Genomic DNA, 24,318 nt, shown 5'->3' with positions numbered 1-24,318 from the left:
TCATGCTGCCCTGGTCCGCCGAGCTGGCCGGTCGCCTGGACCACCACGTCGTCCACAGCGACCTGCTGCGGGGCAACCCGCTGGGGGATCCGCACGAACGGCCGCTCGTGGTGTACGTGCCGCCCGGGTACGACGACTCGCCCGGCCGCCGCTACCCGTCCCTGTACGTGCTGCTCGGCTACACCGGGCACGTCGGCATGTGGTTCAATAGGGCGCCGTTCCGCCAGCCGTACCCGGAGCTGGCCGACGCCATGTTCGCCGCCGGCGACGCGCCACCCGCCATCGTCGTGTACGTGGACGCGTGGACCTCGCTCGGCGGCAGCCAGTACCTCGACTCGCCCGCCACCGGCCGGTACCACTCGTACCTGCGCGACGAGATCGTCCCCTTCGTGGACGGCCGCTACCGCACCTTCGCGGACCGCGACCACCGGGCCGTCACCGGCAAGTCGAGCGGCGGCTACGGGGCCATGGTGACCGCCATGCTGGCCCCCGACGTGTTCGGCGCGCTGGCCACGCACGCGGGGGACGCGCTGTTCGAGGTCTCCTACCGGCCCCAGTTCCCGGCGCTGGCGCGCCGGTTGCGCGACATGTACGACGGCTCGTACGACAAGTTCCTGGCCGACTTCCGCAGCCGCCTGGCCGGCACCAAGGAGGGGGATCTCGAACTGCTCGAGATGTACGCCTACGCGGCCGCGTACTCCGGCGACGGCATCGTGCGCCTGCCGTTCGACGACACCGGCGCCGTCGTGCCGGAGGTGTGGGAGCGGTGGCTCGCCCTCGACCCGGTCGTGATGGCCGGGGAGCCGCGCCACGCGGAGGCGCTGCGCTCGATGCGGGCGATCTGGGTGGACGCGGGCAACCGCGACGAGTACCACCTCGACTTCGGCGCCGTGGCCTTCCGGCGGGCGCTGGAGGCGGCCGGGGTGCTGGAGGAACGGGTGCACTTCGAGCTGTTCGAGGCCGGCCACGGGGGCATCGAGTACCGCTACCCGCTCGCCCTCGCCTGGCTCTCCCACCGCCTTACGTAGCTCCCGGGGTCGTGAGCCGGCTGCGCATACCAGCGGCATACTGCCGCGCCCAACAATGGCGATCACGACCTACGGGAGGAACACCATGAAGATCGTGCGTAACCTGGCCGTCGTCGCCGCCATGGGCATGGCCGCGTCGATCGCCGCGACGCCCGCCATGGCGTCCGCCGAAGGGTACCTCGTCACCAGTTGCAGCAGCGGCGGCTACGGCATCGAGCTCAAGGTCCGGTACCTGACGAGCGCGACGAACCACGCGTTCACCGAGGTGTCCTGGCGGATCAGCGGCAACGTCGGCGGAAACAACACCGTCCGCGTCTACTTCGTGCAGGACGCCCAGCCGGACGTCGTGTTCAAGGCATTCAACTACACGGGCGGCAGGACGGGCACGCGGAAAATCTCGGTGACCAGGCCGAAGCCGCACCAGGTGTTCGTGAAGCTCGGTGCCCGTTTCGACACGAGTGCCTCCTCCGACCCGGGCTGCACGTCCCAGACCCGCGGCATTTAGCGGCGGCCCCGAACGTTCTCCTGGTTCGTCACGACAAGGTCCCGGAAATGCGTACAGCAGGAGAACGGGAGCTGGACGCCGACGCATTCGGCCTGGTCAGCAGCTAGGCCCGGTCCTGGTGAAGGGGCGGCGGGCGGCAATCGACATACCCCCGGCATACCGCCGCTCCCTACGGTCGGTTCCGTGGAAAGACCACGTGCGGACAAATGCCGATGAAGCCGCGGGAACGAGGCGCCGGCGGAACCGAGCAACTGCTCGGAATGCACCGGTTCCATGAATTCGGCTTTCATCTGGCCCGGCCCGGAACTGAATTGCGTGAGAAACCAGGAGGAATCGTGTCGCCATCAACGCTGTTACGATCCGTCATCACCACGGCACTCGTCGCCGCCTTCAGCATCGCCGGCACGGCGAGCGGCCACGCGGCGACGGCCGCTCCCGATCTCCAGCTCCCCTTCCCCTGCGGCCAGCAGTGGCGCCTGGACACCTGGGGCCACGCCCCCGCACTCGACATGGTGAAGGAGCCCGACCAGCACGGCACCGAAGGCGCCACCCTGATCGCCCCCGCCGCGGGGAGGGTGAACCAGTCCTACCGACACGGCAGCGCCGGCAACATGATCCAGATCGACCACGGCGGCGGCTACTACACCACCTACATCCACCTGCAGTCCCGTGCGGTATCGGTCGGCGAGAGGGTGCAGCGGGGGACGGTGATCGGCAGGGTCGGCAAGGACGGGGCGACCGCGAACGGCCACCCGCACCTGCACTTCGAGCTCGGCTACGACTCCGACGGCAACGGGTCGGCCTCCTGGGGGTTCGAGGGCGCCGAGCGGATCAGGCCGACCTTCGACGGCGTCACCTACGGCCAGTCGGACGGCCAGACCTGGCGTGACGTCACCAGCCGCAACTGCTCCGCGCCCGCCCCCAAGGGGCTCGCGTCGGTGTACGGGGTGCTCGCGGATGGGCGGTTGACGTACACGGCGATCGATGGGGCGTCGGGTGAGCGTACGCATGGTGCGGTGGCCTCTACTGCGGCGCTGGGGTTCACGCCCAAGGCGATGGCGACGTTGAACTTCAACACGTTGCTGGTGACGAGTGATGATCCGGACGGGAAGTTGTATCGGGTCGATATCCGTACGAACCGGGATAGTTTGATCTTCGAGTCGCCGGTGTATCTCGGTAAGGGTTACACGCATGATCTGCTGGCCTATGACGGCCGGAGTCATCTGTACGGGATCGCCGATGGGGTGTTGCGTCGTTACACGGTGACCGCGGCCAAGCCGGTGCTGGCTGACATCACGGGTAACACGCTGATCGGGAGCGGTTTCACGTTGAAGACGCTCACCGCGACGGGGCCGGACTGGTTGCTGGGTACCACGGCTGGGGGGCAGCTCATCTCCTACCGGGTCGCGGGTGCCGGGAGCTGGCAGCGGCATCAGTTGCGGGACAGTACCTGGCAGGGCTTCGATCATCTGCTCTCTCCGGGTGGGGGTGTCTACTACGGTCATCACCCGGCGGGTTCCCTGCACCGCTACTTCGATGCCGACCCCTACGACGGCCGGGACGACGATCTGTCCGGCCAGGGCACCGTGGACGCCAGCGGCTGGACGCAGACCCTCCTGTCCGCCCAGCCCGCCACCGTCACCTGAGAACACCTGACAGACACGGGTCTTCGGGCCCCGGCGTCGGCCGGGGCCCGAAGCGCGTCGTGGCCCGGTCGTAGCCCAGCCGTGGCCCGGCCGTGGCCCGCCGGGGAAGACGGGCACGGTGGCCGGCGGCCTGACCATCGCGGCGCCCCTGCCACATCGTGCCTGCCCAGGACACTAGGCTGCCGCTATGGATCTGAAAGAGCAGGTACGCGAGCTGCGCCTGCAGGGCAAGTCGCCCAAGGAGATCGCCCGCGCGCTCAAGGTCTCGCCGTCGGTCGTGGCGCCACTCGTCCGCGCCATCGCCGCCGAGACCGCCGAGTCCGCCGAGGCCGCGGGCCCGGGCGAGGCCGAGGTGGCCGGGTGCTGGATCAACGTGGGCTGGAGCGAGGGGCTCGGCATCGACCCGGCGCGCGGCTGGGTGGACGAGGCCCCCGCCTCCGGCGTGGGCGGCACGGTGTGCGTGCTCGTCGCCCGCCGGCACAACTGGGACCGGCTGTCCGTCTGCGGCTACCTGGCCGACGTCTACTGCATGGGCGTCAAGAGCGTCATCGGCCCCGACGTGCTCGACGACCGTGACCTGGTGCGGTTCCGCGAGTACTTCTTCGGCGAGTACCCGGCCTGGCAGGAGGCTCCGATCGAGCTGGCCAGGCATCTGGTGTTCGGCTCCGTCGACTACGCGCGCACGCTCGGGTTCGAGCCGCACGACCTGTTCGCGCTCGGCTCCGACCTGCTCGGCAAGTGGGAGGAGCAGTCGGCCGTCACGTTCGGCCGCGACGGCAAGCCGTTCTACGTGCAGGGGCCGGAGGACGACCCCGCCAGGGTGCTGCGCACGCTGCGGCGCACGCTGTCGGACGACGAGTTCGGGTACGTCACCTCAGGCCAGTGACCCGCAGCGTGAGGTTGAGGCGGCCGGAGGCCAGCCCGGTGGCGGGATCGCCGGTGCCCGGGTAGACCTTCGGCACGCCGTGGTAGGCGAAGCGGGACGGCCCGCCGAACACGAACAGGTCGCCCGAGGCGAGCTGCACGTCGGTGTACGGCCGCCCGCGCGTCTCGGTGTTGCCGAAGCGGAACAGGCAGGTGTCGCCGATGCTCAGGGACACCACCGGGGCGTCGGACCGCTCGTCCTTGTCCTGGTGCATGCCCATCCTGGCCTGGCCGTCGTAGAAGTTGATCAGCGCGGTGTCGGGTTCGTACGCCACGCTGTGCCCGTAGGCGTCCGCCAGGGCGCGCCTGCCCAGGTCGGCCAGCCACCCGGGCAGCTCCGCCACCTGACGGCCGTTCACGTCGTGGGCGATGCGCGTGTACCTGTACGGCTGCCAGTGCCACCCCAGGCACACCGTCCGCACCGACATGACGCCGCCGCCCGGCAGCACGGTGTGCCGGATCGGCACCGGGCCCCGCGCCCACTCGCGGCACTCCCGGACGAGATGGCGCTGCTCGTCGAGCGTCAGCCAGCCGGGCACGTGCACCGCGCCCGGCGCGATCTCCCTCATCGGCAGCGGGATCATGACGGCTCCCGAGACAGTGTGATGGTCATGACTCCTCCCAGGGCGGCGGAGTCCGGAAAAATCACGTTACGGCCGATCCGCTGTTCCATCGCGGTCGGCGCCGCGCATCCCTTCCAGGGTCCCAGGCGGACGCGATCGCCACGACCCGCCATCGGCGCTGATCAGGGTCATTTCGCGTCGTGGAAGACGAGGCCGAGCGTGTGCCGCAGCCCGGACCGTACGGTGCTCACCCCGTGCCGCACGGGCGAGGCCGACCAGCCGCGCGACGACCGGACGGGACGGTCCCGGGTGGTGAAGATCAGCCCGTGCCCCTGCGGCAGCAGCGTCACCGTCCCCCGCGACTGCGCCCGGGGCCGCTGCTCCACCAGCAGGAACTCGCCGCCGGTGTAGTCCTCGCCCGGCCGGTCGAGCCCGATCACCACCTGCAGCGGGAACACCAGGTCTCCGTACAGGTCGCGGTGCAGCGCGTTCCAGTCGTGCTCCCGGTAGCGCAGCAGGATGGGGGTCGGGCGGGTCTGGCCGGCCCGGTGACACATGTCGAGCCACTCGCCGAAGTCGTCCGGCCAGGGTGCGGGCTGCCCCAGCCGGGCCGCCCAGTCCCTGGCGATCGGCAGCAGCCGGGGGTAGAATGCCGCCCGCAGCCGCTCCACCAGGGGTGGGAGCGGGTGGTCGAAGTACCGGTACTGCCCGGCCCCGAACCGGTAGCGCTCCATGTCGATGGTGGCGCGGAAGAACCTGGCCTCGTCGTACAGGGCGGAGATCTCCGCGCACTCCTCGGGTGTGAGGAGCTGCGGCGTCAGCGCGCACCCGTACGCGTCCAGGCCGGCCGCCAGCTCCTTCCAGTCGGCGGCCGCCACGTTCGCGGCTGGCACGTTCCTCGCGCGGGGCTTCTCCTCGGCCCTCCCGCCGGCCCTCCCGCCGGCCCTCCCGCCGGTCCTGTCACCGGCCCTCTCGCCGATCCTCTCGCCGGTCCTGTCGCCGGCCATCACGCGGGTCTTCTCCTCGGCGTTCACAGCGTGCTCCAGAGCTGGGGCTGCAGGACGCCTTCGAGCGTGAGCAGCGCGCGCTTGCGTTCGAGGCCGCCCGCGTACCCCGTCAGGGCGCCGTCGGCGGCGACGACGCGGTGGCAGGGCAGCAGTACGAGCAGCGGGTTCGCGCCGACGGCCGCGCCCACGGCGCGGATCCGGTCCGCGGGTGCGCCGACGCGCGCGGCGAGCGCGCCGTAGCTGATCGTGGTGCCGTACGGGAGCTCGGCCAGCTCCGCCCACACCCGCTCCTGGAACGCGGTGCCGCGCGGGCCGAGCGGCAGGTCGAAGGAGGTGCGCTCGCCCGCGAAGTACTCGCCGAGCTGCCGCTCCGCCTCGGCGAACGCGACCGGCTCGCGCCTCCACCCCACCCGCTCCTCAGCGGATGCGAACGGCTCACGCTTCCGCGTCACCCGCCGCTCAGCGGATGCGACTGGCTCACGCCCTCCCCGCACCCGCTCATCGGCGGATGCGTCCGGCTCCCGCCCTCGCCCTGACCGCGCTCCGGCCCCCGAGGCGGCCACGTCGAACGACACGCGGGTCAGTGCCGTGCCGTCCCCGGCGAGCAGGATCTCGCCCAGCGGGCTGTCGATCGTGGTGTAGATGTCCATACTCTCTTCAACACCGGCGAGCGCCGGAAGGTCGGCGGTTTTCGGACGTCGCGGCCGTCGTCCTCCGTGGCGTACGCTCACCTCACTTTCGAGCTAGGAGTGAGCATGGCGGAAGCACGCGAGCACACCTTCACCGGCACGAGGGGCCGCAACACGGTCCGCGAATGGCCCCATGAGCGGCCGCGATACCTCGCGATCCTCGTCCACGGGTACGGCGAGCACATCGGCCGCTACGAGTACGTGGCCGACCGGCTGGTCCGCCACGGCGCCGCCGTCTACGGCCTCGACCACATGGGGCACGGCAAGTCCGAAGGTGACAGGGTGCTCGTCGAGGACTTCGAGGACGTGGTCACCGACGTGCACTCCGTCGAGGAGCATGCCAGGGCCGAGCACCCCGGCGTGCCCGTCGTGCTGATCGGCCACTCGATGGGCGGCATGATCGCGGCCCGATATGCCCAGCGGTACGCCTCCGGCCTGACCGCGCTCGTCCTGTCGGGTCCGGTGATCGGGGAGTGGTCGGTCGTGCCCGGGTTGCTGGCGTTCGAGGAGCCGCCGGACGTGCCGATCGACCCGGGCACGCTCTCCCGCGACCCGTCGGTAGGCGCCGCGTACGCCGCCGACCCGCTGGTCTGGCACGGGCCGTTCAAGCGCGCGACGCTGGAGGCGTTCGCGACGACCCTGGACACCATCGCCAAGGGCGGCACGTTCGGCGCGCTGCCCACGCTGTGGGTGCACGGGGACGACGACCAGCTCGTGCCGCTGCCCGGCAGCCGCGCCGGCATCGCGGCGGTCAGGGGCAGCGACCTGACGGAGAGGATCTATCCGGGGGCTCGGCACGAGGTGTTCAACGAGACCAACAAGGACGAGGTCCTGGACGACGTCACGTCCTTCATCGACCGCACCCTGCCTGCCGCGTGATCCACCGCCCGCTCGCGCGTCGTGGATCATGCACTCGGCCCGCTGCGTGACGCACCGCCCGCTCGCGCGTCGTGGATCACGCACTCGGCCCGTGGCGAGATCTACCGCCCGCTCGCGCGTCGTAGGTCACCCGCCCTGCCCGCAGCGTGATCCTCTGCCCGCTCGCGCGGGGTAGGTCACCCGCCCTGCCCGGGCGTGACGTGGCGCTCGTCTGTGGGCCGTAGGTGTCCGAAACCGGCTCTCGCTCAGATCCCGATCACGCCGTCTCCTTAGGCCGACATCCCCGTGTCGGCCACCACGAGGCGGCGGTGGCCGTCCTGGTTCGCGGCGAGCGTCGTGTCAACGATGCCGGGAAACGCCGCGCCAGGCCGGCCCGCTGCCCCCGGCGGGCGGGACGTCAGCGGACGGGCAGCCAGACGTGGCCCGACCCCCGGCTCCGGGACAGCTCGACCTTCCAGCAGCCCGGCTTCGGGAACACGAACCCGGTGCCCCACTCCTGCCCAGGCCGCCGCCAGCTCGACCCCCCGTGCTCCTCGGGACCCCAGACCCGCTCGGCGGCGGTCCCGTCGGGATGGGCGGCCCGGATCCGCAGCGGCCCTTCTCCGGTCATCCGCCATACGATCTTGACCTCGTCGCCCGCCCTGAGAGGCGTCGCCCGTACGAACAGCAGCCCCCAGAGCTCAGCGTCCCGCGCCGTCCCGCGCACCTCGGGAAAGCCCTCCCCCTCGAACACCGACGTGCCGTTGCACCCGGCACCGGTAGCACTCGGACGCGGGCTCGCCTCCTCACCGGCAGCCGCGCTCGTACGCGCACCACCGGCCGGGGCGGACGCACTGCCGTCAGCCGGCGCCGACGCGCTGCCGCCAGCCGGCGGGGAGGCACCACCGCCGGCCGGTGCGGAGGCGCTGCCACCTACCGATGCTCCGCCCGCACACCCGCCGCCCGCCACCATCACCACAGCCGCCACCGACGCCGCCCCGGCCCACGCTCTCATCAACCGCATCGAACCTCCTCGCCCTCATTACCCGAGCCACGAGCGGAAGGTTCCACGCGTCCTACCGGCCCCCGAAAACGGGCAACGTGAGCGATGACGGACGCCCGGCGTCATGAAAGATCTCGAACCGCGTCGGCCGCGTCCGCACCGCCTCACCCACCGGCTCGCCGGTCCCGTGGTTGCGGGCGAAGCGCGGGAACGCCCCACCCGCCACCTGCACCCGCAGCCGGTGCCCGCGCAGGAACCGGTACCCCGTCGGATGCAGCTCCACCTCGGCCTTCACCACGCCCTCGCTCCCGGCGGGCAGCCGCAGGATGCCGTCGGTGACGTTGCGTGACACGCCGGCAGGGTCCACGTCGCACAGCCGGACGAACACGTCGGCGTGCCCCGTGTCGGTCCGCACGTACACGGTCGCCGAGACGGGGCCGATCAGGTCCAGATCGCGGGGGAGCGGCGCGCCCGTGTAGACGAGCACGTCGGGGCGGGCCTCGATGGCGCGGTTGTCGCGCTGCTTCGACTCGCGCATGTCCAGGAGCGGCCCGCCCACCGAGCGGGTGGGGCGCGCGGGATCGTAGGTGAACACGTCCGGGGCGCCCTCGCCGGGCGCGCTCCAGCCGAGCCTGCCGTACGGCAGCAGGTGCAGCGGCGTCGGCGCCGACTGCGGGGGCGGCCACTGCTCGAAGTCCAGCCAGCGGCCGGCCCGCTGCAGGTAGAGCCGCACGGGGGAGCGCTGGAGCTGGGCGGTGTCACCGAGCAGGTGCGCCGACAGCCACGACACCTCCTCGGCCAGCAGCGCCCGCATCGCACCGAGGTCGTGCCCCCACGGGCCGATGAGGATGCGGCTGCGCCTCCCGGCCTCGCGCAGCGCGGCGTGGTCGCGCAGCTGCGCGGGCAGCAGCAGGTCCCACCAGCCGGTGACCATGCTGGTCGGCGTCGTCATCTTGACCGCGGCGGCGCTGTGGTCGACGTCCGTCCAGAAGGTGTCGCCCGCCGCGGCGTGCGCGGCGGCCTCCCGCAGGAACGGCACCTGCTTCCCGATTGCGGCCACGTCCGACCTGCCGATCGGCACGTGCGCCATGGCCCGCCGCACCCGCCTCTCCCTGCGCGGACTGGGCAGCAGCCCGCCCAGCGGCGCCTCCTCCTGCGTGCCGATGAGCGCCGCCCAGGTCAGCAGGTTGTGCAGGGCGAACACGCCGCCCGGATAGAACGTCGTCCTGAACTCGCTGGCCGTCACCCCCAGGCACATGGCCTCCAGCGGCGGATCCAGGTAGGGCCCGACCGCCCACTGCGTGAACCCGAGATAGCTCGCCCCGGCCATCGCCAGCCGCCCGTCGCACCACGGCTGCTCCCGCAGCCAGGCGGCCGTGGCCAGGCCGTCCTCCTTCTCCTGATGAAAGGCCGAGAACCGGCCGCCCGAGCCGAACGTGCCCCTGGCGTCCTGCACCACGACCTGCATGCCGCGCCGCGCCAGCACCCGGGCCGTCCCTCTGGCGTCCAGCTTGTGCCTCCCGTACGGCGTGCGGATCAGCACCACCGGCAGCGGCTCCGACCCGCGCGGCCGGTAACGGTCGGCGTGCAACACGACCCCGTCGGGCATCGGAACGCGCAGGTCGCGGGCGATCTCGAGGTCGGGAGTGGTGGCCTCGGGCAGGCCGAGAAGTCGATCGAACAGTCTGCTGAGCATCCCCATGGCAGATCCTTCCGCTCCGCCCCAGCGTACGGCTCACCCTCCGAACGAACAGCGCCCTCGCGTCCTCTCCGGCCGAGCGTCTCTCGGGAGGCGATGACTTTTCACCTCCCCCTGGGTCTGCATTCACGAGGAGGCGACATGAGCGACCAGAAACGTGCACTGACAGCAGGCGTGGCGCTGCTGGAACGGGCGATCGACTACGCGCTCGGCAGCTTGCGCATCGTGACCCCCGCGGCACTCTGCCGCCCCACGCCCTGCGCGGCTTGGAACCTCCATCAGTTGCTCCACCACCTGGACGACTCCCTCCAAGCCCTGCACGAGGCCGCCGCCGGTCACATCCGCACCGGCCCCGAGCTCGTGAACCCCGCCCCGCGGGCTCGCGCCGCAGACCCCGCCACGCACGCTCGCGCCGCGGACCCCGCCCCGCGGGCTCGCGCCGCAGACCCCGCCACGCACGCTCGCGCCGCGGACCCCGCCCCGCGGGCTCGCGCCGCCGACTCGGCCGTGCGCGCCCGCGCCGTGAACGCGCCTCCGCGGGACGCTCCCAGCGGCCTCGCCGCGGGGCTGCTCGGCCCTGCCGGCACTCCGCCCGCATGCGACCCGGTCGGCGGGCCGCCTGCTGTTCGGGGCGCCGCGACGACGCCGCCTGCAAGCGACTCGGTCAGTGGGCCGCCTGCCGCTCGGGGCGCCGCGACCACCTCGTCCGCATGCGACCGCGTCGGCAGGCCGGCTGCCGTTCGTGGCGGCGCGACCACGCCGTCCGCATGCGACCCCGCCGGTGGGCCGGCCGCCGGGTGCGGGACGGGTGCCGCCGCCGCGGGTGGTCCACCGTCGGCGCCGGAGCTGTGGACCCGCAACCCGGCCCTCGTGCTCAGGGACAGCGCCACGGAGGTGCTCGGCCGGTGGATCGCCGCGACCACCGCCGACCTCGTCACCATCCACGACCGCCACCTGACCAGCCCGATGGTGGCCGCGGCCGGTGCCATCGAGATCACCGCGCACGCCTGGGACGTGGCCAGGGCCTGCGGCGAGTACCACCCGATCCCGCCGCTCCTGGCGGAGGAGCTGCTGGACCTGGCCCACCTGTTCGTCACCCGCGCCGACCGCCCCGCGAGGTTCGCCCGTCCGGTGATCCTGCCCATGTCCGCTCCGGCTCAAGATCACCTCCTCGCCCACCTCGGGCGCCACCCCGCCTGGCCCGAACTCAACTGAACGACCGCCCGCACTCACATCCGCCGCCGCCACGCCGTACGATCACCCTGTACGGCAATGCCAGACCACACATCGCGGCACCACACTTGGCGGAACCCGCGACGTCATGCCCGATACGGTGAGAAGATCGGTAATGGCCGACCTGTCACGCCGGGACGACCACGCAGACCACACCGTGCCAGGGGGACGGGAACCTTCCGGCCGATCCGCGAGGCGGCACGCACGCGGTTGCCGCGGACAGGCCGATCAACGTGGTGGCGACGACCGTTCTTCGTGCGGCCGTCGCCATCACCCCCGCCACCGACCCTTCCGGGCTCGCCATCACCACGCCACCCACCTTTCCGTGCTCGCCACCAGCGCGCCGCCGACCTGTCCGTGCTCGCCACCAGCGCGCCGCCGACCTTTCCGGGCTCGCCATCACCACGCCGCCTTTCGCAGGCGCGGGTGGCTCAGCATGACGGCTGGCGGGGCCGCGATGAACCAGCTTGCTGTCGGCGTCGTCCGCTCAAGCGTGAGATCTCCCGCGAGTAGCAGGCAGCGCGGACCACGGCAGGCGTCGTAGGGAGCGCGGACCACGGCAGGCGTCGTAGGGAGCGCGGACCACGGCAGGCGTCGTAGGGAGCGCGGACCACGGTCGGCGTCGCAGGCCCGAGTGGACCGCGGCCCGCCGGAGCGCGCGGGGAGGGCGTCAGAGGAAGGTCTGCTCGCCCTCCTCCGGCTGCTCCGGCCGCTCCGTTGGCGCGTCGTCCCCGTGGAGCGTGCGCAGCACCTGCTCCCCGTACTTGGCCAGCTTGTTCTCCCCGACGCCGTTCACCTTGCTCAGCTCCGCCAGCGAGGTGGGCGCCAGGGTGGCGATCTCGCGCAGGGTCGCGTCGTGGAAGATGACGTAGGCGGGCACGCCCTGCTCCTTGGCCGTGGCGCCGCGCCACGAGCGCAGGCGCTCGAAGAGGTCGGCGGCCTCGGCGGGCAGCTCCACCGCGGGCTGGGCGGACTTGACGCCGGAGCTGGTCCTGGCGCGGGCCGGGCGGTGGGCGTCGCGGCGCAGGTGTACCTCGCGCTGGCCGCGCAGCACCGCCGCGCTGTCGTCCGTCAGCACCAGCGCGCCGTAGTCGGACTCCACCGCGAGCAGGCCCTGGGCCAGGAGCTGGCGCACCACGCCGTGCCACTCCGCGTTGCCCAGATCGGTGCCCACCCCGAACACCTTCAGGGTCTCGTGCCCGTGCTGCAGCACCTTGGCGGTCTTCTTGCCGAGCAGGATGTCGACCACCTGCCCCACGCCGAACTTCTGCCGCCGCTCCCTGAGCAGCCGCAGCACCGTGGACAGCACCTTCTGCGCCGCGACCGTGCCGTCCCAGGACTCGGGAGGCGTCTGGCAGGTGTCGCAGTTGCCGCACGGCTGCGACCCCTTCTGCCCGAAGTAGTCGAGCAGCATCATCCGGCGGCAGCCCACGGTCTCGCACAGCGCCAGCATCGCGTCGAGGTGGAGCACCTGGCGGCGGCGATGGGCGTCGTCGCCCTCCATCGCCATGCGGCGGTGCTGCACGACGTCCTGCAGCCCGTACGCCATCCACGCGGTCGCGGGCAGCCCGTCGCGCCCCGCCCGCCCGGTCTCCTGGTAGTAGCCCTCCAGGGACTTGGGCAGGTCGAGGTGGGCCACGAAGCGCACGTCGGGCTTGTCGATGCCCATGCCGAAGGCGATCGTGGCCACCACGATCAGCCCGTCCTCGCGCAGGAAGCGGGCCTGGTGGAGGGCGCGGGTGCGGGCGTCGAGCCCCGCGTGGTACGGCACCGCCGCGATGCCGTTGTCGACCAGGAACTCGGCGATCTTCTCCACCGAGGAGCGCGACAGGCAGTAGACGATGCCGGACTCGTCGGGATGCTCGGTGCGCAGGAACTCCAGGAGCTGCCGCTTGGGCTCGCTCTTGGACGTGATGCGGTAGTGGATGTTGGGGCGGTCGAAGCTGGCCACGAAGTGGCGAGCCTGCTCGAGGCCGAGCCGGGAGGAGATCTCGGCGTGCGTGGACGGCGTGGCGGTGGCCGTCAGCGCGATGCGCGGCACGTCGGGCCACAGCTCGCGCAGCCTGGACAGCTCCAGGTAGTCGGGGCGGAAGTCGTGACCCCACTGGGCCACGCAGTGCGCCTCGTCGATGGCGAACACCGCGATGTCACCCTTGGCCAGCAGGCGCAGCGTGGCGTCCACGCGCAGCCGCTCGGGCGCGAGGTAGAGCAGGTCGAGCTCCCCGGACAGGAACTCCGACTCCACGAGCTGCCGCTCGTCGAAGCCCTGCGTCGAGTTGAGGAACCCCGCCCGCACGCCGAGCGCCCGCAGCGCGTCGACCTGGTCCTGCATCAGCGCGATCAGGGGCGAGATGACCACCCCCACGCCTTTGCGCACCAGGGCGGGGATCTGGTAGCAGAGCGACTTGCCGCCGCCGGTGGGCATCAGGACGAGCGCGTCACCGCCGGCCACGACGTGGTCGATGATCTCTTGCTGACCCGCCCGGAACGAGTCGTAGCCGAACACGCGGTTCAGAACCTCGGTGGGGGTATCCATGCGGCTACCTTACGTGTTCGGGGATGTGCGGATCGTCAGTTCCGCCGATGGCGGAGAGAGGCAGCGCCGGCGCTTGCCCGCGTGCCTTCGGCGATCGATCGTAGCCGCCCCGACCGACAGTCGCCTGCCGCAACCTCGCCACCCGAGCACCCGCAGCCGTCGCCACCTGAGCACCCGAGCACCCACAAACCCTGCAATCCGAGCACCCGCAGCCGTCGCCACCTGAGCACCCGCAAACCCTGCCATCCGAGCACCCCCGGCCCGCCCTCCGAGCGGCCGCAGTCCACCCCAGGGGGTCCTCACGACCCCTGGGCTGCCGCCGGTCGCGACCTGTCGTACACCACCAGCGACAGCGCCCCCAGTACGCAGGCCGCCGCCACCACCCCCATCACCGCCGGATACCCGGCCACCTGCGCGATCCCGGCCGCCACCAGCGGCGCCACGGCCTTGGCCACCGTGATCGGCAGCGCGAGCGCCCCGCTCAACGACGCGTACGCGGCCGTCCCGTACCGATCGGCGAGCAACGCGGGCCGCGCGATCGTGCCCACCCCGAACCCCAGCCCGAACAGCACCACGGCCACCACCGCCCCGACGGCCCCGCGCCCGACCATCGGCAGCAGCACGGCCGCCAGCCCCTGCAGCCCGAACATGGCCGCCGTGATCAGCGACACCGGCCACCGCGCCTGCAACCCGGTGGTCACCAGCCGCCCGGTCACCGACAGCACCCCGAGCAGCCCGGCCACGCCGGCCGCGAACACGGGCGGATGCCCGAGCGTGATCAGGTACGTGACCAGCAGCACCCCCATGACCGCCACGGCGCCCGTCTGCGTCAGGAACGCCGCCGCCAGCAGCCAGAACGGCCGTTCGCGCAGCGCCGCCCCCACGATCTCCCGCCGGTCCACGTGGGCGGGCGCGGCCCGGCCCCGTACGGCCAGCCCGTGCAGGGGCACGGCGGTCAGCGCGTACCCGATGGCCAGGATGACCAGCGCCTGCCGCCACCCGTACAGCTCCACCAGGAGCCCTGTCAGCGGCAGGAAGATGCTGGAGGCGAACCCTGCCACCACCGTCACCGCCAGCAGCGCCCGTGCCCGCCGGGCCGCGTCGAACCAGGCCACGATCACCGCGAACGCCGCCTCGTACAGCACCATGGCCGACGCCACGCCCAGCACCCCGCACACGAGGTAGAGCTGCACCACCGAGCGCACCTGCGACCAGGCCAGCACCGCCAGCGCGCCCAGCACGGACCCGGCCGTCATCAGCCCCCGCCCGCCGCGCCGGTCCAGCCAGCGTCCGACGAGCGGCGCGACGAGCCCCGACACCAGCACGGACAGCGTGATCGCCCCGGTGAGCTGCGCGACCCCGGCCTGGAGCTCGCGCGACATGGGCGGGATGAACACGGAGAACGCGTAATAGAGAATGCCGTATCCGGCGGTCTGCGTGATCGCGAGTGCGCCGATCATTCGCGCGGGCGCTTTCGGTCCTGCGGTGGCGATCACGCTGTGATTTGTTCCCGTTCATCTGCCGTAAATACGGTGATAAAGGTCACTTCGCCACCGAATAATTCCCGCGAATTCCCGCCTTGCCGTCATAACGTCGGATCATGACTCTTTCGTACGTGGTGACCGGCGGCGGGCGCGGCATCGGCAGGGCCGTGGTCGAGCGGCTCCTCGGAGACCGGAACGTCGTGGTGGTCATCGAGCACGACAAGGACGCCCTCGACTGGGCGGGCCCCCGGGTCGTCCCGGTGATCGGCGACGCGGCGGACGAGGAGGTCGCCGCCTGGGCCGCCGACCTGGCCCAGGAGTCGGGCACCCTGGCCGGCTGGGTCAACAACGCCGCCGTGTTCCGGGACGCCTCCGTGCACTCCTCCCCGATCTCCGAGGTCAGAGCGCTGATCGCGGCCAACCTCGACCTGGCCGTGGTGGGCTGTGCCACCGCCGTGCGCCACTTCCTGGAGGCCGGCACCCCGGGCGCCATCGTGAACGTCACCTCGCACCAGGCCTCCAGGGCCGTGCCCGGCAGCCTCCCCTACTCCACGGCGAAGGCCGCGACGGAGGGCCTGACCAGGGCGCTCGCGGTCGAGTACGGCAGGCAGGGCATCCGGGTCAACGCCGTGGCACCCGGCTCGGTGGCCACGGAGCGGTACGAGAGGCAGCGCACGCCGGAGATGGAGGCGGAGCTGGCCAGGCTGCATCCGCTGGGCCGGGTCGCCACCCCGGCGGAGGTGGCCTCCGTGGTGGCGCACCTGCTCTCCCCGGACGCCGCCTTCGTCAACGGCGCCACGATCCCGGTGGACGGTGGCCGTACCGTGCTCGGGCTGGATCCGGAAGCCAGGGAATGAAAACCGTTGTCGCCTGGTTGCAGGGGCCATGAAGAAGAACCTGCACCCCCAGTACCGTCCGATCGTCTTCCGTGACCCGAGCGTCGGCTTCGCCTTCCTCACCCGCTCGACCCTGACCAGCGACAGGACGATCGAGTGGGAGGACGGCAGGACGTACCCGGTCGTCGACGTGGACGTCTCGTCCGCCAGCCACCCCTTCTACACGGGCCGTGGCCGCATCCTCGACACCGCCGGCCGCGTCGAGCGCTTCAACCAGCGTTATGGCAGGGCATGATGTGAGGCATGTTCGGCTCGCCCCTGTCCGCCCGGCTTGAGCGTTCCAGCCGGATCCTCGTCGCCGGCGCGGGCGGGGGCTCCGACGTGTACGCCGGGTTACCCCTCGCGTTCTCCTTGCAGGAAGCGGGCAAGGAGGTGCACCTGGCGAACCTGTCGTTCAGCCATCTCGACGCCCTCGACCTGGACGTCTGGCTGTTCGAGGACGTCGCGGAGATCCACCCGGACACCGAGGCCCGCGACTGGTACTTCCCCGAGGGCTGCCTGTCCCGCTGGCTGGCGGCGCACGGCCGGCCGTCCACCGTGTACGCCTTCCCCAAGGTCGGTGTCCGGCCGCTGCGCGCCGCGTACGCCAAGCTCGCCGAGCACCTCGGCCTGGACGCGGTGGTCCTGGTGGACGGCGGCACCGACATCCTCATGCGCGGTGACGAGGCCGGCCTCGGCACCCCGGCCGACGACATGACGAGCCTGGCCGCCGTGCACGCGCTCGACGTGCCGGAGAAGGCGGTGGTCTGCCTGGGCTTCGGCGTGGACGCCTACCACGGCGTGAACCACGTACAGGTGCTGGAGAACCTGGCGGCACTCGAACGCGACGGCGCCTACCTCGGCGCGTTCTCCGTCTCCCGGTCCACGCAGGCGGGCGCGCTCTACCTCGACGCCGTCGCGCACGCCCAGGCGGAGCTGCCCGCGTACCCGAGCATCGTGAACGGCTCGATCGCGGCGGCGGTGCGCGGCGAGTTCGGGGACGTGCGCTTCACCGACAGGACGAAGGGCAGCGAGCTGTTCGTCAACCCGCTGATGGCCGTCTACTTCGCCGTGGACCTCGACGCGCTGGCCAGGCGCTCGCTCTACCTGGACCGCCTCCACGACACCGTGCTCATGCGCCAGGTCGTCTCCGTCATCGAGGCGTTCCGCGACGAGGTGACGCCCCGGCCGCCGAAGGCGTTCCCGCACTAGGCAGCGCTACAGGCCCATGGTGTCGGCGAGCGAGTCGATCTCGGCCGCCAGCAACGCCGTCCCGACCCCGGCGAACGGGCCTCGCAGCTCCACGCTGAGCACCCCCTGCAACCTGGTCCACACCAGGACGGCCCCGGTCAGCGCCGCCACCGGGTCACCTTCCTGCACGTGCGCCCACGCGGGCAGCCCGTCCAGTGCGGGCGCCGATCGCGCCTGCGCGAACACCGGCAGGAACGGCCCGAGCACCTCCTCGACGCCCGCCAGGGTGGGCGCCGAGGACACGAGCAGGAACAGGCCGGGACGCGCCACGGCCCAGCCGTGGAACGCCCGCGCCAGCGCGTGCAGCCGCTCACGCGGCCCGCCCTCCGGCAGGGCTCCGGCGCGCACGGCCGCCGCCAGCTCGCCCAGCCCGTCCTGGACCAGCTCGGCGATCAGCTCGTCGCGGCTCGCGAAGTACTTGTAGAGGGCGGGCCCCGTCATGCCCAGGCGCCTGGCCACCGCCGTCAGGCTCAGCGGCTCGCCCGCGCCGATCCGGGCGAGCGCGGCCTGCTTGATCTCCCTCCTGACCTGTTCCCGGTAACGCTGCCGCGGTGTCGACATGCCCTCATCATCCACAGTTCCGATGCCACCACAGTGCGTGATCACCAAGCGCGGGTCAACACCCCGGCTTGCGGGCGTCTACCGGTGGGTAAGAAACGGTCGACGGCGTGAGAGCAGTGGTGGTGCGATGAGTCTCTCCGGAAGGGAACGCCGTATTCTCGCCGAGATCGAGCGCGCCCTCGAACGGGACGACCCCGAGCTGGCCAGGCGCGTCGCGGCCATCAACAGGATCGAGGCAGGCGGCGAGCCGCTGCCCCTGCAGCCCTACGGCGACCGGTTGCGCATGTGGGCGCTGGCCCGCGTCTGGGTGCTGTTCTGGGCGGCCGCGGTGGTGATCGTGCTACTGCTGCTTGCCGTGCTGACCACCTGAGCGGTGGTGCCGCAGCACCAGCAGGCTGATGGCGGCGCACACGGCCACCAGGGCGGCGATGGCGGCCTCCCAGCGCCACACCTCCTCGCCGGTACGCATGGCCAGGACGGTGCAGAACACCGCCGCCACGATCCCGAACACCAGGGCGACGAGCGACAGGACGCGCCGGGCACGCAGCGGGCTGCGGGCCGTCACCGGCTCGGTCCCCTCGCGGTTACGCAGCCACATGACCTCCTCCTCAGGCCAGGCACCTCAGTGCCGAGGCGATACGCGGGTCGAGGTGGTGCGAGGCCGGCAGCCGGCCCACCGTGGCCTCGACGAACTCCGGGTACGACAGGTTGGCGGTGACCCCGTCCACGGCGGCGAAGATCTCGTCGGCCGTCTGCTCCACCTGCACCTTGGCGTCCTGCTCCGCCAGCACGAACCGGCCGACCGCCATCCGCCACAGGGTCCGGTCGTCGACCTCGCCCTCGGCGACGGGCGCGCCCACGTCGTCGGCGTGGGTGGCGTACTCGGAGTCGTAGTGGAAGGCCTGCTGCCCGACGGGGTACGGCCCGGCCATCGTGTCGAGCATGGCGTGGCGGCCCAGCGCCCGCATGCGCTCGCGCGTCTCGCCGTTCTTCGTGCGCCACTCCGCCAGGACCTCTTCCACGGGCAGGGCCCCGCGCTCGCGCACGCACCACTCGTTGAAGTCGTTGTAGCCGCCGATGCCCGCGTCGGCCAGCCGGCCCATCAGGTCCTCCACGGTCCCGTCGAGGCAGGCGTGGTTGTACAGCTCCTCGCCCGCCAGGTGCGCCAGCACGTCGCGGACCGACCAGCCCTCGCACCGGGACGGCCGCCGCCAGCCGGCGTCGTCCAGACCGGAGAAGTACCGGTCGAGCCTGGCGGCCTCGGCGTCGAAGATGTCGAACGGGTCGAAGTCTTTGAGCAGGTCATGGGCCATACCCGGACGCTACCCCTCAGGTCTTGACTTTATCGCCGATGGCGGACCTGACCCTGCTGTACTCGTCGGCGCAGGCCGGCGCGCGCCCGGCCGGCACCCAGCCGCCCTTGGCGATCTTGCCGTACCTGCCCGGGTCGGCACCGTAGAGCAGGCAGGCGAACGTGGCCGACTCCGCCATGCCTGACAGGTGGTCGAGGCCGGCGTGCCCGGCGAGCAGGTGGCGGGCCTCGGCGGCGGCCACCACCCGTCCGGGGTTGTCGGCCGTCAGCGTCAGCGCGGCGAACCGGTCGGCCTGCCCCTCGTCGTCGGTCATGCCGTTGAGCGTGGTCAGCGCGTGGCCGAGCTGGTGGTGGAAGAGCACGGACAGGGCGCCGCGCATGCGCGCCCTGGTGGCCTTCTCGCCGGTCTCCTCGGTCTGGGAGATGCCCTTGATCGTGCGGTTCACCTGGTCCACCAGCGAGTAGCAGATCGTGATCTCGCGCTTGCCGTGGTCCCAGCCGGCCTTCGGCGCGTCGCAGTCGCGGGCGACGACCGTGACCTGCTCGGGCAGCCGGACCTCGGTCTTCAGCGCGTCGCTGTCCTTCAGCAGCCGCTGGGCCCGCTCGGCGCGGGGTGAGTCGGGGCGCTCGTACCGTACGGACAGCTCCGCGGAGGGGGCCGCTCCCAGCGTGCTCGTCATGCTCAGGACGAGGGCGATCACGGGATGCGGCATGCGTGGGCTCCTTCGGGGGTTCGATCAACGCAATGGGACTTCCCATGCGACGAATGCGTGATCGCTAAACCTGCCGGAGGCGAAAAAGCCGGAGGCCCAGCCCCGAAGGGCTGGGCCTCAGCGTGGTGATTCAGTAACTGGTGGAACTACCGGCGCCAGGAGTAGACGCGCACGTAGTCCGAGCGGCTCTTGGCGCCCTCGAGCTCGTCGTCACCGCTGTACACGGCACGGAACGTGCCGCTCTTGTAGGCCTTCGTCTTGGCGTAGAACTTGCCGCCGCGACCGGTCCAGTCGGAGGCGACCCACTTCCAGCCACTGCGGTAGTTGGCCTTGTAGTAGATGTTGACCTTCTCGCCGCGGACACCCTCCCAGCCGTCGTCGTCCACCAGGAGACGGCCGGAGAAGTGGATCGACTTGCCCTTGCGGACCTTGTACGGGTCGGCGCTGAAGCGCGAGATCGTGGTCTCGAGCTTGCCCTTCTCGACCTCGACCGAGAAGAACGCGTCGTCCTTGGCGATCTCCTTGCCGTCCTTGTCGAAGGCCACGGCGGTGGCCTTCCACTTGCCGGCGTAGTCGTTCTCGTTGAACCCGATGGCCCAACGCCAGCCCTCGAGGTCCTTGATGTCCTTGGTACGCATCGTGCGGAAGTTGTTCTCCGCGGGGGCGACGCTGAGCTCGACCTTCTGGACGTCGGAGCTGGCGCCGACGTCGAAGTACGCCGTCGTCTCGGAGCCCTGCTTGACCACGACCGGGTTCGGGCTGATGTCGCGGATCACGAGCTGAGTGTCTGCCTTGGTGGCGGCGGAGGCGATTCCCGCGCCCGACACCAGCATGGCACCGCCGATAGTGGCGGAAAGGATACCTACTGCGATCTTCCTCATGAGGGTGCTGATTCCTCTCCCCGTATTGACTTCGGAGCCGGTTTCGGGGTGACCGACTCCCTCTACTACTTTGAGGCACGATCAAGGGGAAAAGTTGGCTAAAGTTACAGAAAATATTTGATCACGGTCTTAACCAGGGCTTATGCGGAAAAATCGGTTTTGGGTTGACTTGACCGGCTACAGTCTGGCGCATGACGGACGTCTACACGCTGGGCGAGCCTCTGGGAGTGGTCTCCAGCGGCCGGGTCCGCCACGAGAACGAGGCCAGGCTGGACGTCTGCGGGCCAGAGTTCACGCTGGCCATCGCCCTGGCCCGGCTCGGGCACCGCTGCGCGTACCTGGGCAAGGTGGCCGATGAGGAGCTGGGCGCCAGGGCCCTGACCGTCCTGCGGGGCGAGGGCGTGGACGTGGCGGACATGCGCGTGGCCGAGGGCGCCCGCACGGGGCTGCTCCTGCGGGAGTCGCGCGTCGGCCGCGAGCTCGCCGTGACGCACTACCGCACCGGCTCCGCCGGCGCGCTGCTCTCGCCGGGCAACGTGCCCATCGACCGGATCGCTGCCTCCCGGATGCTGCACGTCACCGGCCTCACGGCGGCCCTGGGCCGGGACGCGCAGGACGCCGTGCGCGCCGCCATCACCGCTGCCAGGAACGCCGAGGTGGCGATCTCGTTCTCCGTCGAGTACGTCCCCGAGCTATGGCCCTCGGTGCGCGAGGCCGAGGAGGTGCTCAGCGAGCTGGCCTGCGAGGCGCACCTGCTCTTCCTCCGCCAGGACGAGCTCGACCTGGTCAAGCCCGCCCTCACCCCCGAGCGGGAGGTCGTGGTGGACCGCGGGGCGAAGGGCGCCAGCGTGCGGGCCGACCGCATGCGCTACGACGTGCAGGGCTGGGAGGTCCCCGTGGTGGACACCGCGGGATCGGGGGAGGCGTTCGCGGCCGGGTACATCAGCGCCGCGCTCGACGGTCTCCTTCCCCAGGAACGCCTGCACCGCGGGGCGCTGCTGAGCGCCGCCGCGGTGACCAGCGTGAGCGACTGGCAGGGGTTGCCCACCAGGGCCGAGCTCTAGTTGATGTTCAGCGTGAACGTCGAGGTCGTGTTCTTGACGTTCTGATGGTTGTTGCTGAACCGCAGGTTGTTGAAGGTGGCCGAGCCGACCGCCGGGCCCTGGCCGGGCTCGGGCAGCTCGTTCACCCAGATGCCGAACCCTGACTTGGCGTCGAAGGCGTCACCGCTCTTCTGCGCCCCGCTGATCGACACGTTCGTGAAGACCGTGTCCTTGATCGGGTTCAGCGGCGTCGAGGGGTTCGAGTAGCCGGTCTGGAACATGATCCCGCTGTACGTCGGGTCCACGATGTCCAGATTGCTGACCCGGATTCCCTGGAACACCTTCGAAGAGGAGAACAGCCACATCGCCGGGAACGTCTGCTGCCCCCAGAAGTGCCCGCCGGCCCGGACCAGCGAGATGTTGTCGAAGGTCGTGGGCGGGCTGGCGCCGAAGCCGTGCATCGGGATCCCGAAGTCCAGCGAGCTGATCGTGACGCCCGAGTACACCAGCGTGTCGGCCACGTAGATGTTCCTGAAGGTGTTGCCGTAGCCGCCGTACACGGCCAGGCCCGCGGCCCGCCAGGTCAGCAGCGAGGTCAGGTTCTCGTAGACGTTGCCGAACTGCTCGCCCGAGTTGTTGTCGATGGCCGAGAACAGCGCGAAGCTGTCGTCGCCCGTGGACCTGGTCTCGATGTTGGTGACGTGGTTGCCGGTGCTGCCGTTGGTCATGTTCAGGCCGTCGGCGAACACGTTGCGGATCCGCGCGTTCTTGATCGTCAGGTTGTCCGTGTTGGAGCCCCACAACATGCAGATCTGGTGCTCGATCCAGACGTCGTCGATCGTCATGCCGGACACGTTGTTGAAGTCGAACACCTTGCCCGGGCCGTCGATGCGCTCGACGTAGTTGCCGAAGTAGGCGAAGCCCGCGAACGTCGAGCCGTTGGCCGTGGCCTCGGCGCGGAAGCCGATGTCGGTGTTCGACTGGCCGGACGGCGCGTGGAACCTGGTGAACCACGGGCCCGCCCCGACGACCTTGACCGTCTTGCCGTACACCTGGAACTTGCCGTTGGTCTGGTAGTCGCCGGGCGGCAGGTAGACGCCGGTCAGGTTGGCGTCCATGCGGGCCTTGTCCAGCGCGTTCTGCACGTCCTGGTGGGTGAATCCGGCCGGTACGGCGTACTTCGCCGGGTCCGGGTTCGCGACCTGGGTGGCCAGCTCGAAGTCCACGAAGTCGATCGCGTAGTTCAGCGAGTTGGCCGCGTCCTTCTGCAGCCTGATCTTGCTGCCCTTCGGGACGGTGGTGCCGAGCAGCAGGTTCGCCTCGTCGTAGATGTGCCTGGGCGGGCCGGAGCCGGGGTTGTTGTTCGGGCTCGCCTCCGGGCCGTACAGCCAGGCGTAGCGCGAGGTCAGGTTGACGGCCTTGAGGAAGGAGCCGTTGACGTAGACGTTCAGGGTCGAGTTGAGCCCGCCGCCGCCCGGCGCGTCCGGCATCGAGAAGCGGGTGACCAGGGTGTTGGTGTCGGCCCTGGTGGTGAACTCGACGTACGCGCCGGTCTGGTTGAGCGTGACCGCGCGCCGTCCCGACGCCTCGCCGGCGATCGTGCCGATGTCCCTGCTGGGGCCGACGCGGGCCGCGCCGCCGCCGATGGTGGCGTCCTCGCCCTCGTAGGTGTCGTACGGCATGTTCGCGCCGCGACCCACGAACAGCGGCAGCGTGCTGGTGTTGTTGGCCCGCTTGACCGGCAGCTCGTTGGGGTCGTCGGCGAGCACCGTCCTGACCGTGTACTTGCCGTTGGCCGCCGTCCACGTGCCCAGGGTCACCGGGCTCGTGGTGGCCCCGGCGGCGATCGCGCCACTGGTGGAGCCGGTCAGCGTCCTGACGACGGCGCCGGAGTCGTCGGTGACGGTCAGCGTGATGCCGTGCGCGCCGCCGCTGGAGGCCACGGTGCCCTGGTTCCTGATCGCGACGGAGAACGTCACCGGGGTGCCCGCGGCCGGGTTGCCCGGCGTCCAGGCGACGGGGGAGGCGATCAGGTCGGCCGTGTCGACGGGCCTCACGGTGAGCGTGCCGGTCGTGCTGTTGTTGGCCTCGTTCTGCTCGGCGACCTGGCCGCTCTCGTCCACCTTGGCCGAGAGCTGGTACGTGCCCGCGTCCCTGGCCCCGATGTTCGCCGACACGGTGGCGGACGCCCCGGCGGCCAGCGCGCCCACGCCGGCGCTGCCCACCTTGGTGGTGCCCGCGTAGAAGGTGACCGAGGTGGCGGCGGAGGCGGCGGTGCCGGCGTTCCTGACCGTGGCCGACAGCGTCACCGCGTCGGTCTCGACCGGGACCGCCGGTGAGGAGGTCAGGCCCGACACGGTCAGGTCGGGGTTGGGCGCGGGGGTGCCGAAGATCTGGAACTCGGCCACCTGCCCGCTGGGGGCGCCGGAGTTGGCGGTGAACTGCAGCCGCACGTCGGCGGCCCTGCCGGTGACCGGGATGGTCACGGTGTTGCCCGTGGCCGGGTC

The 24,318-nt window shown here is 71.3% G+C and carries 25 protein-coding genes; 11 read left to right on the top strand and 14 right to left on the bottom strand.

Features of this window, described 5'->3' with window-relative positions:
• Positions 1–2: 2 nt before the first annotated feature.
• The 4 genes from AB0I79_RS48340 to AB0I79_RS48325 all read left to right on the top strand — a co-directional run bounded on the left by AB0I79_RS48340 (position 3) and on the right by AB0I79_RS48325 (position 4,065).
• Positions 3–1,028: an alpha/beta hydrolase-fold protein gene (locus AB0I79_RS48340; protein ID WP_357888848.1), complete on the top strand. Its 1,026-nt coding sequence runs from the start codon at positions 3–5 to the stop codon at positions 1,026–1,028.
• An 85-nt stretch (positions 1,029–1,113) separates the two neighbouring features.
• Positions 1,114–1,533 (top strand): hypothetical protein, encoded by a 420-nt coding sequence (locus tag AB0I79_RS48335; protein WP_357888845.1) that lies wholly within the window; start codon positions 1,114–1,116, stop codon positions 1,531–1,533.
• A gap of 206 nt (positions 1,534–1,739) precedes the next feature.
• The gene (locus tag AB0I79_RS48330; protein ID WP_357888842.1) at positions 1,740–3,179 is read left to right on the top strand and encodes a M23 family metallopeptidase; all 1,440 of its coding nucleotides are present in this window, start codon (positions 1,740–1,742) and stop codon (positions 3,177–3,179) included.
• Positions 3,180–3,366: 187 nt separating this feature from the next.
• Complete coding sequence (locus tag AB0I79_RS48325) at positions 3,367–4,065, top strand: helix-turn-helix domain-containing protein (RefSeq protein WP_357888839.1); 699 nt, start codon at positions 3,367–3,369, stop codon at positions 4,063–4,065.
• Here the strand turns inward: AB0I79_RS48325 and AB0I79_RS48320 are convergent.
• The 3 genes from AB0I79_RS48320 to AB0I79_RS48310 all read right to left on the bottom strand — a co-directional run bounded on the left by AB0I79_RS48320 (position 4,049) and on the right by AB0I79_RS48310 (position 6,323).
• The gene (locus AB0I79_RS48320) at positions 4,049–4,687 is read right to left on the bottom strand and encodes an alpha-ketoglutarate-dependent dioxygenase AlkB (RefSeq protein ID WP_357888836.1); all 639 of its coding nucleotides are present in this window, start codon (positions 4,685–4,687) and stop codon (positions 4,049–4,051) included. The two genes, AB0I79_RS48325 and AB0I79_RS48320, sit on opposite strands and share 17 nt — an antisense overlap.
• A gap of 167 nt (positions 4,688–4,854) precedes the next feature.
• Complete coding sequence (locus tag AB0I79_RS48315; protein ID WP_357888833.1) at positions 4,855–5,700, bottom strand: 2OG-Fe(II) oxygenase; 846 nt, start codon at positions 5,698–5,700, stop codon at positions 4,855–4,857.
• Complete coding sequence (locus tag AB0I79_RS48310; protein WP_357888830.1) at positions 5,697–6,323, bottom strand: methylated-DNA--[protein]-cysteine S-methyltransferase; 627 nt, start codon at positions 6,321–6,323, stop codon at positions 5,697–5,699. The genes AB0I79_RS48315 and AB0I79_RS48310 overlap by 4 nt, the downstream gene beginning before the upstream one ends.
• A 105-nt stretch (positions 6,324–6,428) precedes the next feature.
• On the opposite strand from AB0I79_RS48310, the gene AB0I79_RS48305 reads away from it, so the two are divergent.
• Complete coding sequence (locus tag AB0I79_RS48305) at positions 6,429–7,241, top strand: lysophospholipase (RefSeq protein ID WP_357888827.1); 813 nt, start codon at positions 6,429–6,431, stop codon at positions 7,239–7,241.
• Positions 7,242–7,638: 397 nt separating this feature from the next.
• On the opposite strand, the gene AB0I79_RS48300 is transcribed toward AB0I79_RS48305, so the two are convergent.
• Both AB0I79_RS48300 and AB0I79_RS48295 read right to left on the bottom strand, forming a co-directional pair.
• Positions 7,639–7,974 carry a hypothetical protein gene (locus tag AB0I79_RS48300; protein ID WP_357888824.1) on the bottom strand — a complete coding sequence of 112 codons (336 nt, stop codon included), beginning with the start codon at positions 7,972–7,974 and terminating at the stop codon, positions 7,639–7,641.
• A gap of 322 nt (positions 7,975–8,296) precedes the next feature.
• Positions 8,297–9,919 (bottom strand): CocE/NonD family hydrolase, encoded by a 1,623-nt coding sequence (locus tag AB0I79_RS48295; protein ID WP_357888821.1) that lies wholly within the window; start codon positions 9,917–9,919, stop codon positions 8,297–8,299.
• A 144-nt stretch (positions 9,920–10,063) separates the two neighbouring features.
• Between AB0I79_RS48295 and AB0I79_RS48290 the strand changes: the two genes are divergently transcribed.
• Positions 10,064–11,137 carry a hypothetical protein gene (locus tag AB0I79_RS48290; RefSeq protein WP_357888818.1) on the top strand — a complete coding sequence of 358 codons (1,074 nt, stop codon included), beginning with the start codon at positions 10,064–10,066 and terminating at the stop codon, positions 11,135–11,137.
• Positions 11,138–11,282: 145 nt separating this feature from the next.
• Here AB0I79_RS48290 and AB0I79_RS48285 read toward each other — a convergent pair whose 3' ends face one another.
• The 3 genes from AB0I79_RS48285 to AB0I79_RS48275 form a co-directional block, all read right to left on the bottom strand.
• On the bottom strand, positions 11,283–11,465 hold the full coding sequence (locus AB0I79_RS48285) for a hypothetical protein (RefSeq protein WP_357888815.1): 183 nt from the start codon (positions 11,463–11,465) through the stop codon (positions 11,283–11,285).
• A gap of 360 nt (positions 11,466–11,825) precedes the next feature.
• Positions 11,826–13,691, bottom strand: a complete 1,866-nt coding sequence (recQ, locus tag AB0I79_RS48280; RefSeq protein ID WP_357888812.1) for a DNA helicase RecQ — start codon at positions 13,689–13,691, stop codon at positions 11,826–11,828.
• A gap of 299 nt (positions 13,692–13,990) precedes the next feature.
• Positions 13,991–15,151 (bottom strand): MFS transporter, encoded by a 1,161-nt coding sequence (locus AB0I79_RS48275; RefSeq protein ID WP_357888810.1) that lies wholly within the window; start codon positions 15,149–15,151, stop codon positions 13,991–13,993.
• 140 nt (positions 15,152–15,291) lie between these two features.
• Here AB0I79_RS48275 and AB0I79_RS48270 point away from each other — a divergent pair, with 140 nt between their 5' ends.
• The 3 genes from AB0I79_RS48270 to AB0I79_RS48260 are packed head-to-tail and all read left to right on the top strand — an operon-like array spanning position 15,292 to position 17,262.
• Positions 15,292–16,032 (top strand): SDR family oxidoreductase, encoded by a 741-nt coding sequence (locus AB0I79_RS48270; protein WP_357888807.1) that lies wholly within the window; start codon positions 15,292–15,294, stop codon positions 16,030–16,032.
• A gap of 28 nt (positions 16,033–16,060) precedes the next feature.
• Entirely contained in the window at positions 16,061–16,306 is a 246-nt protein-coding gene (locus AB0I79_RS48265; RefSeq protein ID WP_357888804.1) for a type B 50S ribosomal protein L31, read from the top strand.
• An 8-nt stretch (positions 16,307–16,314) separates the two neighbouring features.
• Entirely contained in the window at positions 16,315–17,262 is a 948-nt protein-coding gene (locus AB0I79_RS48260; protein ID WP_357888801.1) for a DUF1152 domain-containing protein, read from the top strand.
• 6 nt (positions 17,263–17,268) lie between these two features.
• Here AB0I79_RS48260 and AB0I79_RS48255 read toward each other — a convergent pair whose 3' ends face one another.
• Entirely contained in the window at positions 17,269–17,862 is a 594-nt protein-coding gene (locus AB0I79_RS48255; RefSeq protein WP_357888798.1) for a TetR/AcrR family transcriptional regulator, read from the bottom strand.
• A 127-nt stretch (positions 17,863–17,989) separates the two neighbouring features.
• Here AB0I79_RS48255 and AB0I79_RS48250 point away from each other — a divergent pair, with 127 nt between their 5' ends.
• Complete coding sequence (locus tag AB0I79_RS48250; protein ID WP_357888795.1) at positions 17,990–18,232, top strand: DUF3040 domain-containing protein; 243 nt, start codon at positions 17,990–17,992, stop codon at positions 18,230–18,232.
• Here AB0I79_RS48250 and AB0I79_RS48245 read toward each other — a convergent pair.
• The 4 genes from AB0I79_RS48245 to AB0I79_RS48230 form a co-directional block, all read right to left on the bottom strand.
• Complete coding sequence (locus AB0I79_RS48245) at positions 18,203–18,460, bottom strand: DUF6343 family protein (RefSeq protein ID WP_357888792.1); 258 nt, start codon at positions 18,458–18,460, stop codon at positions 18,203–18,205. The genes AB0I79_RS48250 and AB0I79_RS48245 overlap by 30 nt on opposite strands.
• A gap of 10 nt (positions 18,461–18,470) precedes the next feature.
• Complete coding sequence (locus AB0I79_RS48240; RefSeq protein ID WP_357888789.1) at positions 18,471–19,175, bottom strand: maleylpyruvate isomerase family mycothiol-dependent enzyme; 705 nt, start codon at positions 19,173–19,175, stop codon at positions 18,471–18,473.
• Between the two features lie 16 nt (positions 19,176–19,191).
• The gene (locus tag AB0I79_RS48235; RefSeq protein WP_357888786.1) at positions 19,192–19,887 is read right to left on the bottom strand and encodes a DUF4344 domain-containing metallopeptidase; all 696 of its coding nucleotides are present in this window, start codon (positions 19,885–19,887) and stop codon (positions 19,192–19,194) included.
• Between the two features lie 146 nt (positions 19,888–20,033).
• Positions 20,034–20,768: a hypothetical protein gene (locus AB0I79_RS48230; RefSeq protein ID WP_357888783.1), complete on the bottom strand. Its 735-nt coding sequence runs from the start codon at positions 20,766–20,768 to the stop codon at positions 20,034–20,036.
• 191 nt (positions 20,769–20,959) lie between these two features.
• Between AB0I79_RS48230 and AB0I79_RS48225 the strand changes: the two genes are divergently transcribed.
• Positions 20,960–21,832 (top strand): sugar kinase, encoded by an 873-nt coding sequence (locus tag AB0I79_RS48225; protein ID WP_357888780.1) that lies wholly within the window; start codon positions 20,960–20,962, stop codon positions 21,830–21,832.
• Here the strand turns inward: AB0I79_RS48225 and AB0I79_RS48220 are convergent.
• The coding region (locus AB0I79_RS48220; RefSeq protein WP_357888777.1) for a CARDB domain-containing protein at positions 21,829–24,318 on the bottom strand (2,490 nt) is incomplete at its 5' end. The two genes, AB0I79_RS48225 and AB0I79_RS48220, sit on opposite strands and share 4 nt — an antisense overlap.

It is taken from the genome of Nonomuraea sp. NPDC050202 (assembly GCF_040656115.1).
GTDB lineage: Bacteria > Actinomycetota > Actinomycetes > Streptosporangiales > Streptosporangiaceae > Nonomuraea.
Note: the sequence above shows the minus strand (reverse complement) of the source record. Positions and strands in the feature narration are given on the sequence as shown.

Excerpts from the sequence above, each read along its gene's own strand:
- AB0I79_RS48290 (WP_357888818.1), top strand. The coding sequence starts at position 10,064 with ATGAGCGACCAGAAACGTGCACTGACAGCAGGCGTGGCGCTGCTGGAA.
- AB0I79_RS48305 (WP_357888827.1), top strand. The coding sequence starts at position 6,429 with ATGGCGGAAGCACGCGAGCACACCTTCACCGGCACGAGGGGCCGCAAC.
- AB0I79_RS48260 (WP_357888801.1), top strand. The coding sequence starts at position 16,315 with ATGTTCGGCTCGCCCCTGTCCGCCCGGCTTGAGCGTTCCAGCCGGATC.
- AB0I79_RS48235 (WP_357888786.1), bottom strand. The coding sequence starts at position 19,887 with ATGCCGCATCCCGTGATCGCCCTCGTCCTGAGCATGACGAGCACGCTG.
- AB0I79_RS48255 (WP_357888798.1), bottom strand. The coding sequence starts at position 17,862 with ATGTCGACACCGCGGCAGCGTTACCGGGAACAGGTCAGGAGGGAGATC.
- AB0I79_RS48335 (WP_357888845.1), top strand. The coding sequence starts at position 1,114 with ATGAAGATCGTGCGTAACCTGGCCGTCGTCGCCGCCATGGGCATGGCC.
- AB0I79_RS48275 (WP_357888810.1), bottom strand. The coding sequence starts at position 15,151 with ATGATCGGCGCACTCGCGATCACGCAGACCGCCGGATACGGCATTCTC.
- AB0I79_RS48330 (WP_357888842.1), top strand. The coding sequence starts at position 1,740 with ATGCCGATGAAGCCGCGGGAACGAGGCGCCGGCGGAACCGAGCAACTG.
- AB0I79_RS48240 (WP_357888789.1), bottom strand. The coding sequence starts at position 19,175 with ATGGCCCATGACCTGCTCAAAGACTTCGACCCGTTCGACATCTTCGAC.
- AB0I79_RS48225 (WP_357888780.1), top strand. The coding sequence starts at position 20,960 with ATGACGGACGTCTACACGCTGGGCGAGCCTCTGGGAGTGGTCTCCAGC.
- AB0I79_RS48270 (WP_357888807.1), top strand. The coding sequence starts at position 15,292 with ATGACTCTTTCGTACGTGGTGACCGGCGGCGGGCGCGGCATCGGCAGG.
- AB0I79_RS48265 (WP_357888804.1), top strand. The coding sequence starts at position 16,061 with ATGAAGAAGAACCTGCACCCCCAGTACCGTCCGATCGTCTTCCGTGAC.
- AB0I79_RS48325 (WP_357888839.1), top strand. The coding sequence starts at position 3,367 with ATGGATCTGAAAGAGCAGGTACGCGAGCTGCGCCTGCAGGGCAAGTCG.
- AB0I79_RS48295 (WP_357888821.1), bottom strand. The coding sequence starts at position 9,919 with ATGCTCAGCAGACTGTTCGATCGACTTCTCGGCCTGCCCGAGGCCACC.
- AB0I79_RS48245 (WP_357888792.1), bottom strand. The coding sequence starts at position 18,460 with ATGTGGCTGCGTAACCGCGAGGGGACCGAGCCGGTGACGGCCCGCAGC.
- AB0I79_RS48250 (WP_357888795.1), top strand. The coding sequence starts at position 17,990 with ATGAGTCTCTCCGGAAGGGAACGCCGTATTCTCGCCGAGATCGAGCGC.
- AB0I79_RS48230 (WP_357888783.1), bottom strand. The coding sequence starts at position 20,768 with ATGAGGAAGATCGCAGTAGGTATCCTTTCCGCCACTATCGGCGGTGCC.
- AB0I79_RS48320 (WP_357888836.1), bottom strand. The coding sequence starts at position 4,687 with ATGATCCCGCTGCCGATGAGGGAGATCGCGCCGGGCGCGGTGCACGTG.
- AB0I79_RS48340 (WP_357888848.1), top strand. The coding sequence starts at position 3 with ATGCTGCCCTGGTCCGCCGAGCTGGCCGGTCGCCTGGACCACCACGTC.
- AB0I79_RS48310 (WP_357888830.1), bottom strand. The coding sequence starts at position 6,323 with ATGGACATCTACACCACGATCGACAGCCCGCTGGGCGAGATCCTGCTC.
- recQ (WP_357888812.1), bottom strand. The coding sequence starts at position 13,691 with ATGGATACCCCCACCGAGGTTCTGAACCGCGTGTTCGGCTACGACTCG.